The sequence below is a fragment of the Croceicoccus sp. Ery5 genome (assembly GCF_020985325.1).
Classification (GTDB): Bacteria; Pseudomonadota; Alphaproteobacteria; order Sphingomonadales; family Sphingomonadaceae; genus Croceicoccus.
The window spans coordinates 524,370-540,551 of the sequence record NZ_CP087587.1 but is presented as its reverse complement, the minus strand read 5'-3'; the positions used below and the strand labels follow the sequence as shown (position 1 = coordinate 540,551).

12 protein-coding genes are annotated in these 16,182 nt (G+C 66.0%); 6 read left to right on the top strand and 6 right to left on the bottom strand.

Annotated elements, in window-relative coordinates:
* Positions 1 to 11: 11 nt before the first annotated feature.
* Positions 12 to 665: a Pr6Pr family membrane protein gene (locus LOZ74_RS02650; RefSeq protein WP_230292771.1), complete on the bottom strand. Its 654-nt coding sequence runs from the start codon at positions 663 to 665 to the stop codon at positions 12 to 14.
* Positions 665 to 2,203, bottom strand: a complete 1,539-nt coding sequence (gene pgi, locus LOZ74_RS02645) for a glucose-6-phosphate isomerase (RefSeq protein ID WP_230292770.1) — start codon at positions 2,201 to 2,203, stop codon at positions 665 to 667. The genes LOZ74_RS02650 and pgi overlap by 1 nt, the downstream gene beginning before the upstream one ends.
* Positions 2,204 to 2,325: 122 nt before the next feature.
* On the opposite strand from pgi, the gene lepB reads away from it, so the two are divergent.
* The 3 genes from lepB to era are packed head-to-tail and all read left to right on the top strand — an operon-like array spanning position 2,326 to position 4,954.
* Positions 2,326 to 3,258, top strand: a complete 933-nt coding sequence (lepB, locus tag LOZ74_RS02640; RefSeq protein ID WP_230292769.1) for a signal peptidase I — start codon at positions 2,326 to 2,328, stop codon at positions 3,256 to 3,258.
* Positions 3,259 to 3,269: 11 nt separating this feature from the next.
* Complete coding sequence (gene rnc / locus LOZ74_RS02635) at positions 3,270 to 3,968, top strand: ribonuclease III (RefSeq protein WP_370638080.1); 699 nt, start codon at positions 3,270 to 3,272, stop codon at positions 3,966 to 3,968.
* A gap of 5 nt (positions 3,969 to 3,973) precedes the next feature.
* Positions 3,974 to 4,954, top strand: a complete 981-nt coding sequence (gene era, locus LOZ74_RS02630) for a GTPase Era (protein WP_230292768.1) — start codon at positions 3,974 to 3,976, stop codon at positions 4,952 to 4,954.
* Between the two features lies 1 nt (position 4,955).
* On the opposite strand, the gene LOZ74_RS02625 is transcribed toward era, so the two are convergent.
* The 4 genes from LOZ74_RS02625 to plsY all read right to left on the bottom strand — a co-directional run bounded on the left by LOZ74_RS02625 (position 4,956) and on the right by plsY (position 10,938).
* Complete coding sequence (locus LOZ74_RS02625) at positions 4,956 to 6,353, bottom strand: MFS transporter (protein ID WP_230292767.1); 1,398 nt, start codon at positions 6,351 to 6,353, stop codon at positions 4,956 to 4,958.
* A 160-nt stretch (positions 6,354 to 6,513) separates the two neighbouring features.
* Positions 6,514 to 9,114, bottom strand: a complete 2,601-nt coding sequence (gene topA, locus LOZ74_RS02620) for a type I DNA topoisomerase (protein WP_230292766.1) — start codon at positions 9,112 to 9,114, stop codon at positions 6,514 to 6,516.
* A 108-nt stretch (positions 9,115 to 9,222) separates the two neighbouring features.
* Entirely contained in the window at positions 9,223 to 10,332 is a 1,110-nt protein-coding gene (dprA, locus tag LOZ74_RS02615) for a DNA-processing protein DprA (protein WP_230292765.1), read from the bottom strand.
* A gap of 24 nt (positions 10,333 to 10,356) precedes the next feature.
* Complete coding sequence (plsY, locus tag LOZ74_RS02610) at positions 10,357 to 10,938, bottom strand: glycerol-3-phosphate 1-O-acyltransferase PlsY (protein WP_230293790.1); 582 nt, start codon at positions 10,936 to 10,938, stop codon at positions 10,357 to 10,359.
* Positions 10,939 to 11,092: 154 nt separating this feature from the next.
* Between plsY and murI the strand changes: the two genes are divergently transcribed.
* The 3 genes from murI (at position 11,093) to LOZ74_RS02595 (ending at position 16,146) form a co-directional block, all read left to right on the top strand.
* Positions 11,093 to 11,908, top strand: coding sequence for a glutamate racemase (gene murI, locus LOZ74_RS02605; RefSeq protein WP_230292764.1), 816 nt, complete (start codon positions 11,093 to 11,095; stop codon positions 11,906 to 11,908).
* Between the two features lie 257 nt (positions 11,909 to 12,165).
* A complete protein-coding gene (gene hemA, locus LOZ74_RS02600) occupies positions 12,166 to 13,386 on the top strand; it encodes a 5-aminolevulinate synthase (protein ID WP_230292763.1) in 1,221 nt (406 codons plus the stop codon).
* A 672-nt stretch (positions 13,387 to 14,058) separates the two neighbouring features.
* Positions 14,059 to 16,146, top strand: coding sequence for a TonB-dependent siderophore receptor (locus LOZ74_RS02595; protein WP_230293789.1), 2,088 nt, complete (start codon positions 14,059 to 14,061; stop codon positions 16,144 to 16,146).
* Positions 16,147 to 16,182 lie beyond the last annotated feature (36 nt).

Here is a 16,182-nt window from a genome sequence, read left to right as displayed (position 1 = left end):
CAGGGCGTAATTCAGCGTGCGGCGCGCCTTGCCAGCCAGCGGTCGAGTGCGATCAGCAGCGCGGCAAACACCGCGAACGACGCGGCCAGAACGATCACCGACAGTGCCAGCGCCCCCGCCCCCTGCTGCGTCGGATCGAGGAACCAATAGGCATACCAGCCGTCGAACGCCCCGCGCAGCAGCGCATAGCCCGCATAGGCCAGCGCCCAGCCCATCGGCCATGCCAGCGCCCGCCATTCCAGCCCGCCATGCGGAGCGGCGAGCCACGTCAGCACCATCAGGACCGGCGTGGCGCGGTGCAGCAGCATGTCGGCCACGAATTGCGCGCCCGTCGGTTGCCACAAATCCTGCAGGGCCAGCCAATAGACCAGCCCGACCAGCGCAATCCCCACCGTCGCCATCAGACGCACCGGCGGTGCGCCCATCCGGTCGGCATGCCCCAGCGCAAGATGCCCCGCAACAAGGAACACCAGCAGATTGGTCAACAGGGTGAAATAGCCCGCGAACCGCCACAGGGCCGCGCCCAAGGTCATGGTCTGGCCCATGATGTCCAGTTGCAGCAGCAGCGCATAGATCGCGGCCGCCGCCGTCAGCCCCGCCAGAATGCGCGCGACAAGGCCGATGCGCATTCCGGCGGGGACCGGATCGGGATGGGCGGCGGTCATCAGCCCTTAAGGCCGGCCGCCTCCAGCAAGGCTTCGGTGCTGGGATCGAACGGATCGCCCTTGCCGCTTTCGATCTGTTGGGCGATCTGCTTGCCCAGTTCCACGCCGAACTGGTCGAACGGGTTGATGCCCATCAGCACTGCGTTGCAGAAGGTGCGGTGTTCGTGGAACGCGATCAGCGCGCCCAGTGTCGCCGCGTCCATATCGTCGCACAGCATGGTCGCGCTGGGGCGGTTGCCGGGATAGCTGCGCGCCGGATCGTCACTGGGCTTGCCCGCCATCAGCGCCGCGCCCTGCGCGAAACAGTTCGTCAACAGGATGCGGTGATGTTCGGGCGAAAGCTCGTCCCCCGGTGCGATGCTGGCGATGAAATCCACCGGCACCAGCACCGTGCCCTGATGCAGCAGCTGGAACACCGCATGCTGCGCATCGGTGCCCACCCCGCCCCATGTGATCGGCGCGGTCGGTCCGTCGACGGGCTGGCCGTCCATCGTCACCAGCTTGCCGTTCGATTCCATTTCAAGCTGTTGCAGATAGTCGGGAAACAGCTTCAGCCTTTCGTCATAGGCAAACACCGCCCGCGTCTGGCAGCCGCGCAGCCGCGTATAAAGCTGGTCGGCAAAGGCAGCGCGAAGGCACAGATTGCCGCGCCCTTCGGTATCGCGGAAATGCACATCCACGGCCTGCGCGCCTGCCAGCATTTCCTCGAACTCCTCCCAGCCCAGCGCGATGGCGACGGGAAAGCCGATCGACGACCACAGCGAATATCGCCCGCCCACCGTCTCGCTGAACGGCAGCACGCGGGTTTCGTCGACACCCCATTCCACGGCCTTTTCGGGACTGGCGGTCAGCGCGACGACGCGGCCATAGGGATCGGCCACTCCGCCCGTCCTGAGCCAGTCGAGCGCGCTTTCCGCATTGGTCATCGTCTCGATCGTGGTGAAGGTCTTGGACGCGACCGCGATCATCGTCGTTTTGGGATCACAGGCATGCATCGCGTCTTCCAGCGCGCAACCGTCGATATTCGACACCACATGCACATTGATCAGCGGCGCATCCACGTCGCGCGCCAGCATGGCGAGCGCGCAGGCGGGGCCCAGCGCCGACCCGCCGATGCCGATATGGATCAGATGTTTGACATGGCCCAGTTCCTGCGCGCGGATCGCCTCTACCAGCAGCTTCATACGCTGGTGCAGCGCCATCGCTTCCTCGACGCTGGCGTCATTGCCCACGCCGCGCTGGGCCGTGTGTTCGGCGGCACGCCCTTCGGTCGGGTTGGCGATGCCGCCGTTCAGCAGCACGTCGCGGCGGCCGGCGAAATCCATCGCATCGGCCAGTTCCTCGAACGCGGTCAGGTGCGCCTCGTCCAGATGGGTTTTCGACCAGTCGAACAGGATCGAGCCTGCAAATTCCCCTTCGCCCCAGCCGATCCGGCCGGTCAGCGCCGACAGCCGCCGGGGGTCGGCGGCGAAAAGGTCCTGCAATGTCGGCGTGGGCAAAGCGTTGAGGCGGTCGCGGATCGCGGCGGCATCGGTCATGAATTCGGTCCCTCACTGGCCGTAGAATCAATGAAAGCGGCAGGTTTTCGCTTGGCCGCCGTGCGTTTCCTGCCCTATGCCGCGCTGCGATACCAGACCATCGGCAGGCGAAAACAGGTTACATGCAAATTTCCGGCTCCAGCAATAATGGCGAAAACGCGCCGCAGGGCGACCCCGTCGGTCAGGCCCCGGCAGGCGGCGATCCCTTTGCCAAGCCCGCCACCACGCAAAAGCCGAAGAAAGAGAAGAAGGAGGACAGCTTCCCCGTCTTCCTGCTGAAGCTGGCGGTAATCGTTTTCATCTTCCGCAGCTTTATCTTTTCGCCCTTCAACATTCCGTCGGAATCGATGCTGCCGCGCCTGTTGATCGGCGATTATCTGCTGGCGTCGAAATGGTCCTATGGCTTCACCCGCTATTCGCTGCCCTTTTCCATGCCGCTGATCCCGGGCCGCATTCTGGCCAGCACGCCCGAACGCGGCGATGTCGCGATCTTCAAGGCTCCGCCCGACCAGTCGAACGATTACATCAAGCGGGTGATCGGCCTGCCCGGCGACCAGATCCAGATGCGCGGCGGGCAATTGTTCATCAATGGCGATGCGGTGCCCAAGAAGCGGATCGACGATCTGTTGCTGCCCGTCAGCCAGAACATGATCGACGCATCGCGCCTGTCGGGCCGCGGTTCGGCCTGCGTCGATGCACGGTTCGAGGAAGCGCAGCCGGACGGGTCGCTGACATGCCGCTATCCGCGCTATGTCGAGACTTTGCCCTCGGGTCGCAGCTATCAGGTGCTGGACCTGATCGACACGCCGCAGGACGATACCGGCGTGTTCACCGTACCCGAAGGCCATATCTTCGCCATGGGCGACAATCGCGACAATTCGGAAGACAGCCGTTTTCCGGCGCAGATCGGCGGCGGGATCGGGATGGTTCCGATGGAAAACCTTGTCGGCAAGGCGCAGATCATGATGTTCTCTACCGACGGTTCGGCCAGCTGGGTCAAGCCGTGGACATGGGTTTCGGCCACGCGCTGGAACCGCATTGGCGAGACTTTCTGACGGCAAAGGACATGACGGCAAAGGACAAGCACGACCGCATCGCATTCGAACAGGGGACCCGCGACTGGATCGAGACGCAGACCGGCGCGCCGCTGCGCGACGAATGCGTGTGGATCGCGGCGCTGACCCATGGCAGCACGGGCGAGGCATTCGATTACCAGCGGCTGGAATTTCTGGGCGACCGCGTGCTGGGCCTGACCATTGCGGAATGGCTGTATGAACGCACCGACGGGGCCGAGGGCAAGCTGTCGCAGCGGCTGAACGCGCTGGTCAGCCGTGCCGCCTGTGCCAAGGTGGCGCGCGCGGTCGGGCTGGCCGACCATATGCGGCTGGGCAAGCAGGCGCGCGCCGATGGCGGACTGGACAGCGACAATATCCTTGGCGACGTGATCGAGGCGCTGATCGGCGCCTGTTTCCTGGAACACGGTTTCGAAACCGCCCGCGCCATGGTGCGCCGCTGGTGGGACGAAGCGGTCGAAGGGCGTGCGGGCCAGTCGAAACACCCCAAATCGGCCCTGCAGGAATGGGCCGCGGGCAATCGCCGCAAGATGCCGGAATACGAGCTGGTCGAACGCAGCGGCCCCGATCATGCGCTGCGCTTTACCGTGCGCGTATCGGTCAGGGGCGTGGGCGAGGAAACCGGCACGGGCATATCCAAACAGCAGGCCGAAACCGACGCGGCGGCCCGCTTTCTAGAGCGTCACGGATAGACACGATGGACGAGACAACGAACGAAACCGCCGCAACCACCCGCTGCGGCGTGGTGGCCGTGCTGGGCGCACCCAATGCGGGCAAATCGACGCTGGTCAACGCGCTGGTGGGCCAGAAGGTGGCGATTACCAGCCCCAAGGCGCAAACGACGCGCGCACGCCTTTTGGGCATTGCGCTGGCCGATGGCCCCCTGAGCGATGGCGCGGGGAGCGATGGCGCGGGTGGCGATGACGCGGGTGGCGCGCCGACCCAGATCGTACTGGCCGACACGCCCGGCATTTTCGCGCCGCAACGCAGGCTGGACCGCGCGATGGTCAATGCCGCGTGGGAAGGGGCCGAGGCGGCCGATGCGATCCTGCTGGTGATCGACGCGGTGAAGCTGCGCCGGCACGAGCTGATGCCGCTGATCGAAGCGCTGGCTTCGCGCCCCGAACGCAAGCTGCTGGCGATCAACAAGGTCGATGCCGCGAAGAAGGATGCGCTGCTGCTGCTGGCGCAGGAATTTGCCGAAAAGGGCAATTTCGACGAGATTTTCTTCATCTCGGCGCTGACCGGCGACGGCGTGCCCGAATTGAAGGCGCATCTGGCCGCGATGATGCCCGAAGGCCCGTGGCTTTATCCCGAAGATCAGGTGTCCGACGCGTCGCAGCGTCTGCTGGCGGCGGAAATCACCCGCGAACAGCTCTATCGCCAGCTGCGCGACGAACTGCCCTATGACAGCGCGATCCGGCCCGAGGCCTATGTCGAACGGCCCGACGGTTCGGTCGAGATCCGCCAGCAGATCGTGCTGGGCCGCGAAAGCCAGAAACCCATCGTGCTGGGCAAGCGCGGCGCGCGGATCAAGGCAATCGGAGAGGCTGCGCGCGCCGAGCTGGCCGAATTGCTGGGCCAGAAAGTGCATCTGTTCCTGCATGTGAAAGTGCAGGAAAACTGGGCCGAAGACCGCGAGCTTTACGAAGTGCTGGGCCTTGACTGGGTGAAATAGATCAGGCCCCCGTCTCGACATAGCGGGCCAGATTGCGCGCCTTGATCGTGCGATAGCGTGCAAGCGAGCACGCGCCTGCCACCACGGCGAGCGCGATGGCGAGGTAGAACGGCACCGGGCCAAGCCCCAGCCCCAGACCCAGCATCAGGCCCGCCAGCGCCGCCGCATTGGCCTGCCCGAACAGGCGCGACGTCGACAGCACGCCCCCTGCCGCAGCCGCGCGGTCGCGGGGGGCGCTGCCGATCAGCAGGCGCGAATTGGGCGGCATGAAAAACGCAAAGCCGATCGCGCAGGTCACCAGCCGCCATGCGACATCGGAATAGGTCCCGTCGGCAGGCAGAAAGATAAAAGACGCGAAACCCGCGATCAGGACCGACAGGCCGAACAACCCCAGCTTGGTCGGGGCGATCCGGTCGGACAGCCAGCCGGTAAAGGGCGCGAAAAACAGCATGGTCAGCGGAAAGGGCAACAGCAGCAGCCCGACCTGATCGGGCGTATACCCAAGCTTTTGTTCAAGGATGAAGGGCAGCGACACCGTCAGCAGGGCCGTCGCGCAAAAGGCGACCGCTGCCGCCAGTGCCGACAGGCCCACCGCGGGCAGCGCCAGAATATCGACCGGCAGCACGGGCCGCGCCTGCCGCCTTTCGCGCCGGACGAGGTAGATTGCCGACCCCACGCCCGCGACAAATGCGACAATGCCCGGAACCAGCGTTCCGCCATGGGCCGCCAGTTGCACCCCGCCGATCAGCAAGGCGACCGTCAGCGCGCTCCACACGCTGCCCGTGCCGTCCAGATCCGCACCGGGGCGCGCATTGGGCAGGCTGCGTCCCAGCACCAGCGACAGCAGCGCGAACGGCACGGCGACCACGAACACATATTGCCAGTCGAAATCGGCGATGATGTAGCCGCCCAGCGTCGGCGCCAGCGCGGCAGAGGATGCGACCACCACCGAATTGACCCCCAGCCCGCTGCCAAGGCTCTTTTCGGGATAGATATTGCGGATCATCGCCGATGCGACGGCCAGCGCAAGGCTGGCCCCCAGCGCCTGCAACGCGCGCAGCACCAGCAGCATGGCAAAGCTGTCGATGAACCACACCAGCCCCGATGCCACGCAGAACAGGACCTGCCCGATCTGGTAGATGCGGCGGTGGCCGATCCGGTCGCCCAGCTTGGCAAAGGGCAGCAGCCCCATCACCATCACCAGCTGATAGACGGTGACGACCGCGGTCACCGCCCCTTCGTTCACGCCCAGTTCGCGCGACAAGGTCGGCAGGGCGACATTGGCAATGCCCGAATCGAGCACGAACAGCGCCGTGCCGAAACTGACCGCGACGATCGCCCAGAACCGGCGCGGCATCGGCAGGCCTTCGCCCTCGGCGCGTTCGGCAGCGGTTTTCACATGCGGCTTCGGTTCTGTCGCGGCTCTCGCCAATTCCTGTTCCAATCGCAACTGCCGCTTTGATGATGGCCGCGTTCCGAAAACGCGCATGGATCAAAGACGGCAGCGGCGGCAAATCGTTCCGCCGCCGCTATCCGCGACGTGACTATCGGGCCCGCGATCAGCCTTCGGCTTCGTCCGCCTTGGCCCCGGCATCCTTTGTCGGGGCTTTCTTTTTCGTTGCGGCCTTCTTTTTGGCAGGCGCCTTTGTCGCAGCGGCCTTTTTGGCAGCCGGTTTTTTCTTCGCACCCTTCTTCTTGGCAGGGCCCTTGGCGGCGCGTTCGTCGATCAGGCGGATGGCGTCCTCGGCAGTGACATCCTCGGGCTTCATGTCGCGCGGGATGGTCGCATTGGTCGTGCCATCGGTGACATAGGGGCCATAGCGGCCCGCCAGCAGCTTGATCTCGCCGCTGGTCGGATGCTCCCCGAATGTCTTCAGCGGTTCGGCCTTGGCCCGGGCGCCGCGTCCGCCGCGGTTCTGCGCCTCGGCCAGCAGGGTGACCGCCGCGTTCATGCCGGTGTCGAACACATCCGCCGTGCCCGCCAGCTTCGCATATTTGCCGTCATGGCGCAGATAGGGGCCATAGCGGCCGATGTTCGCCTCGATCTCCTTGCCCGTTTCGGGATGCTCGCCCACGATGCGCGGCAGCGACAGCAGCTTGACCGCCCATTCAAGGTCCAGCTCGGGAATATCCTTGGGGATCGACGCGCGCGCCGCCTCTTTCCCTTCGCCCATCTGGATATAGGGCCCGAAACGGCCCGTCTTGCGCTCGATCGCAAGGCCCGTGTCGGGGTGCTTGCCAATCTCTCCGTCCGCGCCCTCGCCATCCTCTCCGGGCTGGCCGAAGCGGCGGGTATATTTGCATTCGGGATAGTTCACACAGCCGATAAACGCCCCGTTGCGCCCGCCGCGCAAGTGCAGTTCGCCCCCTTCGCGCCCGTCGGCGATACATTGCGGGCAGGCACGCGGCGCCAGCCCGTCGTCGCGCGGGGGGAACAGATAATCGGCAAGGAATTCGTCCAGCGCCACGGTGATGTCGCTGGGCTTCTGCTCCATCACCTCGTCCGACTTCGGCTTGAAATCGCGCCAGAACGCTTCGAGCACGTCGTGCCAGTCGGCCCGCCCGCCCGATACGTCGTCCAGCTCGTCCTCCATCCCCGCTGTGAAGTCATAGGCGACATAGCGGGTGAAAAACCGTTCGAGGAAGGCCGTCAGCAAACGGCCCGAATCCTCGGCAAAAAAGCGGTTCTTCTCGGTCCGGACATAGTTGCGGTCCTTCAGAACCTGCAGCGTCGCGGCATAGGTCGACGGGCGGCCGATGCCCAGTTCCTCCAGCCGCTTTACCAGGCTGGCTTCGGAATAGCGCGGCGGCGGCTGGGTGAAATGCTGCGCAGCATCGACCGACTTTTTCGCCGGACGGTCGCCCGGTTTCATCTGCGGCAGCAGACCCTCGTCGTCGTCGTCGCTCTTCTGGTCGAGCCCTTCCTCGTACAGGGCGAGAAAGCCGGGGAACTTCACGACCTGACCGGTCGCGCGCAGCTCGTGCTGGCCGGTGCCGTCGCGCATGGTGACGGCGGTGCGTTCAAGGCTGGCGGCGGCCATCTGGCTGGCGAGAGCGCGCTTGTAGATCAGATCGTACAGCTTGGCCGCATCGCCGGTTCCGCCACGCGCCTTGGTGAAATCGGTGGGGCGGATCGCCTCGTGCGCTTCCTGCGCGTTCTTGGCCTTGGTCTGATACTGGCGCGGCTTTTCGGGCAGATAATGCCCGTCATAGCGGTCGCTGATCGCCTTGCGCGCCTGGCTGATCGCGCCGGGGTCCATCTGGACGCCGTCGGTCCGCATATAGGTGATGAGGCCCTGCTCATACAGGCCCTGCGCCAGCCGCATCGTATGGCTGGCCGAATAATGCAGCTTGCGCGCGGCTTCCTGTTGCAGGGTCGATGTGGTGAACGGCGGGGCGGGATTGCGGCGGACCGGCTTGGTCTCCACATCCTCGACCGTGAAGGCGCCGTTCATCACCGCCGTCTTGGCGCGGATCGCAATGCCTTCCTCGCCCAGCGACAGGCGTTCCAGCCGGTTGCCCTCGAACTTGACCAGCCGTGCCTCGAACGCGGTGCCGTCGTGCTCCATCTGCGCGATGACCGACCAGTATTCCTGCGGAGTGAACCCCTCGATCTCGCGCTCGCGCTCCACGATCAGGCGCAGCGCCACCGATTGCACGCGGCCCGCCGATTTCGCGCCGGGCAGCTTGCGCCACAGCACCGGCGACAGCGTAAATCCGAACAGATAATCCAGCGCGCGGCGGGCGAGATAGGCATCGATCAGATCGCGGTCGAGGTCGCGCGGCTTTTTCATCGCGTCGGTCACCGCCGTCTTGGTGATCGCGTTGAACGTCACGCGCTCGACATCCTTGGGCAGGGCCTTGCGCTTTTTCAGCAGTTCCAGAACATGCCAGCTGATCGCCTCCCCCTCGCGGTCAGGGTCGGTGGCCAGGATCAGGCGGTCCGCCTCTTTCGCGGCATCGGCGATGGCGCGCACCTGTTTCTGCTTGTCGCCATACAGCTCCCAGTCCATCGCAAAGCCTTCGTCGGGCTTTACCGAACCGTCCTTGGGCGGCAGGTCGCGGACATGGCCATAGCTGGCCAGAACCTTGTAGTCCGACCCAAGATATTTCTCGATCGTTTTGGCCTTGGCGGGCGATTCTACGATGACAAGTTGCATGTTACTTCAGATATTCCCGATGCGGGCAGGTGCTGTTCCTGCCCCTCTTACGCGTATACGCGCGAAAATGGGGATGGCTTGCGGTGGCCGTCAAGGCGGTTAAGACCCCTAAATCAGCGATACCCGCCCCCCTGCATGGCGCTGGATGCGCCCTGCAAGCTCCATTTCCAGCAGTGCAAGCTGAACCGCAGAGGGCGCGGCGCCGCTGGTGCGGATCAGCTCGTCCACGCTGACGGGAGCGGACGAGATCAGCCCCGCGATATCGGCGGGGGCAGCATCGGCGATCGTGTCTGCCGCTTCGTCCGGCGCCAGATGCGCGAACACGGGCGTCTCCTCGCGAAAGCGGCTGCGCGGACTGCCGGTAAAGCTGTCGAGCAATTCGGCAATGTCCTCTGCCCCCTGCACCAGCACGGCCCCTTCGCGGATCAGATAGTTGCAGCCCCGCGCCCGTGCGTCGCGCGGATTGCCGGGAACGGCCATCACCTCGCGCCCCGCCTCTGCCGCGATGCGCGCGGTGATCAGGCTGCCCGATTTGGGCGCGGCCTCGACCACCACCGTGCCTGCCGTCATTCCCGCGATGATGCGGTTGCGGCTGGGGAAATGGCGCGCCTGCGGCTGGGTGCCGGCAGGTTGTTCGGCGATCAGCACGCCTTCTGCCGCGATGCGGTCCTGCAGGGCGGCGTGTTCGGGCGGATAGGCGATGTCGATGCCGCTGGCGATCACGCCGGCGGTTGCCCCTTCGGCCAGCGCCCCTTCGTGCGCGGCGGCATCGATCCCGCGGGCAAGGCCCGACACGACAAGCCGCCCCTGCGCCGCAAGTTCGCGCCCGAACTGCCGCGCCAGCGAGATCGCGGCGGCAGAGGCATTGCGCGCGCCGACGATGGCGACGGCGGGTTTCTGCAGCAGCGCCAGATCGCCCCGCACCGTCAGGATCGGCGGGCCATTGTGCAATTCGGCCAGCAGCGCGGGGAATGCCGGATCGTCGTGGAACAGATAGCGTGCGCCTGCCGCGCGAACGGCGGCCACTTCCGCGCGCACCAACGCCTCGGGCGCGACCTGCCCCTTCCCGCCCCCGCGCGAGGCCATCTCTGGCAAAGCCTCCAGCGCGGCGACCGCATTGCCGAAACGCGCCAGCAACTGGCGAAAGCTGACCGGCCCGACATGGGGCGATCGCAACAGGCGGATGCGGGCAAAAGCCTCTTCCTGCGAAACCGGCATGATGCTGGGTGCTGCCCTTTGCGCCTATTTCTTGCCGACGCGCGGTTCGGTGCCTGCCAGCAGCCGCCCGATATTCGCGCGGTGCCGCCACAGGACGAATGCCGCCATCGCCGCCAGCGCCAGCGCATAATGGGGCCAGCCCAGACCATAGGCGGCGAGAGGGGCCGCGACGGCCGCGCTCATCCCTCCGGCGCTGGAAATGCGGGTGATCGCCAGCATGCCCAGCCACACCACCGCGAACGCCAGCCCGACCGGCCACGCCAGCCCCAGCGCCACGCCCATCAATGTCGCCACGCCCTTGCCGCCGCGAAAGCGCAACCACACCGGCAGGCAATGGCCGATCACCGCGGCCAGCCCTGCCCAATGTTCCGTGCCCGGCCAGATCGCGCGGGCGACCAGCACGACCGCCACGCCCTTTGCCAGATCGAGCAGCAGCGTCGCCGCCGCCAGCCCCTTGCGACCGGTGCGCAGCACATTGGTCGCCCCCGTGCCGCCCGAACCGATTTCGTGCAGATTGCCCGCCCCCGCCATGCGGGTGAGGATGACGCCAAAGGGGATCGACCCCAGTACATAGCCGAAGACCAGCGCGGACAGCAGATCGATCATGGTCACGCGGGCACACTCCCAAAATGATGAAACCTGCCGTTAGCCGCTTGGCCGGTGCGGCTCAAGCGCCGGAGCGGAACGAAGCCGGGCCGTGCCCTTGCGGTTGCAAAGCGCCGTCTTGCCAGACCGCCCCCGCTATCGCATGGCATGGGGCATGAGCCAGACTGTCCCGACGATCCGCCCCGATGCCCCCGTGCTGGTGTTCGATTCGGGCGTCGGCGGGCTGACCGTGCTGGATGCGCTGCGCCGGATTTTGCCCGAAGCGCCCGTGATCTACGCCGCCGACAATGCCGGCCTGCCCTATGGCGAAAAGAGCGAGGCGGAAATCGCCGCCCGCGTCGCCGGATTGCTGGGCCGCATGACCGAACGGTTCCAGCCGCGCCTTGCCTGCATTGCCTGCAACACGGCCAGCACCATCGCGCTGGGCATGGTGCGCGACGTGCTGCATATCCCCATCGTCGGCACCGTGCCCGCCGTCAAACCCGCCGCCGCCGCCACGAAAACGGGGGTGATCGGGCTGATCGGCACGGGGGCGACGATCCGGCAGGCCTATGTCGACCGGCTTGAGGCGGAATTCGCGCAGGGCAAGACGCTGCTGCGCCTTGCCGCCCCCGGCCTTGTCGCCGCGGCAGAGGCCAAATTGCGCGGGCGCACGCCCGATCCCGCCGTGATCGCGGGCGTTCTGGCCGAATTCCGGGCCATGCCGGGCGGCGACAGGATCGATACGCTGGTTCTTGCCTGCACCCATTTCCCCCTGCTGGCGGAAGAGCTGGGAGAGGCGTTCGGCCCCGACGTCGCGCTGGTCGACGGGGCCGACGGGATCGCGCGGCGGATCGCCACGCTGACCGGCGGGCAGGAATTCGTGCGCACCGGTCCCGATATCGCGCTGTTCACGCGTGCGGAACAGGGACTGGCAGCGCTGGAACCGGCGCTGGCGGCACGCGCCCTGTCGCGGATCGAGGTGCTATAGCCACGCGATCGCGGCGGCGTTGATGCGAAAAACGGGTCACACTCATCGCCAATCATGCTTTGCATGGCTGTGGACAATGCAGTAGGGGCTTTTCCCTGATTATCCGTTGGCCCAGTCATTTTCGGGGCCATGGGCGGGCGCGGCGCGCGAAATTGATCTGGCGCAATGCGTTCGGGGGTTGACCCTGACAGGACGGCACCCGGCCATCCTGCCAAGCGAAATCCGGCGGATGGGCGGCCACGGAAGAGCAATACGACGTGAACTACGACCAGATTTTCGACCAGGCGATCGACCGGCTTCATGCCGAGGGGCGCTATCGCGTGTTCATCGACATCCTGCGCAACAAGGGCGCCTATCCCAATGCGCGCTGCTTTGCCGGGCACAACGGGCCCAAGCCGATTACCGTGTGGTGTTCGAACGATTATCTGGCGATGGGCCAGCACCCCAAGGTGATCGAGGCGATGGAAACCGCCCTGCACGATGTAGGCGCGGGTTCGGGCGGCACGCGCAATATCGGCGGCAACACCCATTACCACGTCGATCTGGAAGGCGAGCTGGCCGACCTGCACGGCAAGGAAGGCGCGCTGCTGTTCACCAGCGGCTATGTCTCGAACGACACCACGCTGACCACTCTGGGCAAGCTGCTGCCCGGCTGCGTGATCTTTTCGGACGAACTGAACCATGCCTCGATGATTGCGGGCATCCGCAATTCGGGCTGCGAAAAGCGGGTGTTCCGCCACAACGATCTGGCCCATCTGGAAGAGCTGCTGGCCGCCGAGGACGTGGCGACGCCCAAGCTGATCGCGTTCGAAAGCGTCTATTCGATGGACGGCGATGTCGCCCCGATCCACGCGATCTGCGATCTGGCCGAGAAATATAACGCGCTTACCTATATCGACGAAGTCCACGCGGTAGGCATGTACGGCGCGCGCGGCGGCGGCATTTCCGAACGCGACGATGCCGCACACCGGATCGACATTATCGAAGGGACGCTGGGCAAGGCGTTCGGCGTGATGGGCGGCTATATCGCGGCGGACAAGCGCATCATCGATTGCGTGCGCAGCTATGCGCCGGGCTTCATCTTTACCACCTCGCTTTCGCCGGTGCTGGTGGCGGGCGTGCTGGCATCGGTCCGCCATCTGAAATCGTCGAGCGTGGAGCGCGATGCGCAGCAGGCATCGGCCGCTTACCTCAAGGCTGCAATGCGCGAGGCGGGGCTGCCGGTGATGGAATCGACCACCCATATCGTTCCGCTGATGGTGGGCGATCCGGTGCGCGCCAAGAAGATCAGCGACATTTTGCTGGCCGAATATGGCGTGTACGTACAGCCGATCAATTTCCCGACCGTACCGCGCGGCACCGAACGCCTGCGCTTTACCCCCGGCCCCGCGCATACCGAGGAAATGATGCGCGATCTGGTCGGCGCTCTGGTCGAAATCTGGGACCGGCTGGAACTGGAACTGCGCGCCGCGGCTTAGCTTGATCTAGCCCCTCAGGCGCCGGGCGGGCCCCATGCGTGGGCCATGGCTACCTCGCATAGGCTCGGGCGGCCGTTCGGCCTCGCCGGCGTTGGCTTCGGCGCCCGGCTGCGCTTGCCCTACAGCGATTTATCGGGGTCGCTTGCCCCGACAGATATGCCGTGCCAAGCATGAACGATGCTGGCGCGCGTTAATTTTCTGTTGGTCTGCGCATTGATCGGCCTGTTTTACATTCATTCGGCCACCCAGATCCGTCATCCCGTCAGGTTGGCGCTGACTACCGACCGCCCTCCCTCTGAGATCGCAGGATGCATCGACCGGATCGGATGGTGGTCGACCCGCGACGACACGCTTCCCCGACCAATGAGACCCTCACCGATGCGCTATTACCGAAGCGGGTCCCGCGCACTGGGCTTTACCAAGTCCAGTACTGACGGATCGACCAGGGTTTCGCTCGACGTGGCTTTCACAGGAAATCGTCTTACCGTCCGGTCACAACATGACCTGCCCGCCACAACGCTTTGCCGCGTGAGGGCCTGCGCGCAGCATTCGCCTGCCGGTCAGTCCGCCGATGCGCGCTGCGCGTTGCGGTCGGCTGTCGCTTACCGCTAAGCAGCCTTCGCATGCGCCGCGGCAATTCGCGGACAAATTCGGGAACATGGCTTGAAACATATGGTGCGCGGGCACTTCTTTTCTGTGGCAACCAGCGGCCTTGCCGCCGCGCTTGTACCCGCCGTTGCGCTTGCCCAAAGCGCCCCTGCCGCGCCGAAAGAGCCCGACGCGCCCGCTGCCCCCGTCGAAGATGACGTAAGGGAGCCGCAGGATACCCCCGCACCCATTATCGTCACCGGCAAGGGTCTTGATGCCAGCGTCGCCGCGCCCGCCTATGCCACGCGGCAGATCGGGCGCGAGCAGATCGTCGCGGCCGCTTCGGGCAGGATCGAGGATGTGCTGTCGTCGGTCGCGGGGTTCCAGCAATATCGCCGGTCCGACAGCCGCTCCGCCAACCCCAGCGCGCAGGGGGTCACGCTGCGTTCGCTGGGGGGCAATGCCACCAGCCGGGCACTGGTGCTGCTGGACGGGGTGCCGATGGCGGACCCGTTCTTCGGCTATGTCCCGCTATCCGCCATCGCGCCCGAACGGCTGGGCGCGATCCGTGTCACGCGTGGCGGCGGTTCGGGTTCGTTCGGCGCGGGCGCGCTGACCGGCACGATCGAATTGGAAAGCGCCGGTGCCGACATGCTGGGGCCGGTATCGGGCCACGCGCTGGTGAACGATCGGGGAGAGAGCGAGGCCGCCGCCACCATCGCGCCAAGGCTGGGATCGGGCTTTGTCGAAGTCTCGGGCCGCTGGGACCGCGGGCAAGGCTTCTACACCACCCCTGCCGACCAGCGCGTCGATGCCACGTCGCGCGCTGCCTATGACAGCTGGTCGGCCGGCATTCGCGGTGTCGCCCCGATTGCCCCCGATACCGAAGTACAGGCCCGCATGCTGGTCTGGCGCGATGATCGCACGCTGCGTTTCGACGGGGCCGACAGCGCGACCGAGGGGCAGGACGCATCGCTGCGCATCGTCGGGCGCGGCGAATGGTCCTTCGATGCCGTCGCCTATGTTCAGGCGCGCAATTTTTCCAACGTGGTGATTTCGTCCACGCGCTTTACCCCCGTGCTCGACCAGTACAACACCCCCAGCACGGGCATCGGCGGCAAGTTCGAATTGCGACCGCCCGAAACGGCGGGGCACCAGTTGCGGCTGGGCGTCGATTATCGCAGCGCATCGGGCACGATGATGGAAAACGCGATCAGCGCCTTTACCGGCGCGGTCACCGCACGGCGCACGGCGGGCGGGCGGAACGAGGATATCGGCATTTTTGCCGAGGATGACTGGACGCTGGGCGCACTGGTGCTGACCGGCGGAGTCCGCGCGGACCGGACCGCGATAACCGGCGGCTATTACACGGCCCGCGATGCCGGTGGCAGCATCGAAACCGCCGAAACCTATGACGACCGCAGCGACTGGACCGTCACATGGCGCGGCGGGGCGGTGTGGCAGGCGGGCGATGGCATTGCGCTGCGCGGCGCGGCCTATCGCGGGATCCGCCTGCCGACCCTGAACGAGCTTTACCGGCCCTTCGTCGTCTTTCCCGTCACGACGCAGGCGAATGCGGCGCTGCGGAACGAGGAACTGCTGGGGTTCGAGGCCGGTATCGACCTGACGCCGGTGGACGGCATCCGCCTGTCGCTGACCGCGTTCGACACCCGGATCGAACACGCCATCGCCAATGTCACCATCGCGGAAAACCTGCGCCAGCGGCAGAACCTGCCCGCCATCGACGCGCAGGGCTTTGAACTCGATGCCGTGCTGGGCAACGGGCCGGTCAGCCTGACGGGCTCGCTTGCCTATACCGACGCGGCGGTCGACGGATCGGGCGATGCGGCGGAGCTGGACGGGCTGCGGCCCGCGCAAACCCCGCGTCTGACCGCCAGTGCGACACTGGCCTATGAACCGTCGTCCGCGATGCGTCTGGCCGCGACCCTGCGCCATGTGGGCAAGCAGTACGAGGACGATCTGGAAACCGACGCGCTGCCAGCGGCGACCACATTCGATGCCTTTGCGCGGGTGCGGCTGGTGTCGGGCCTGTCGCTGGTGCTGCGCGGAGAGAACCTGCTGGACGAGACCATCGTCACCCGCAATTCGGGCGGCTCGATCGACCTTGGCGTGCCGCGCACCGTGTGGGGCGGCGTGCAGTGGGGCTTTTGACGGCGCGCGCCCTTGAATTCGTCAGGCGGTTCAACC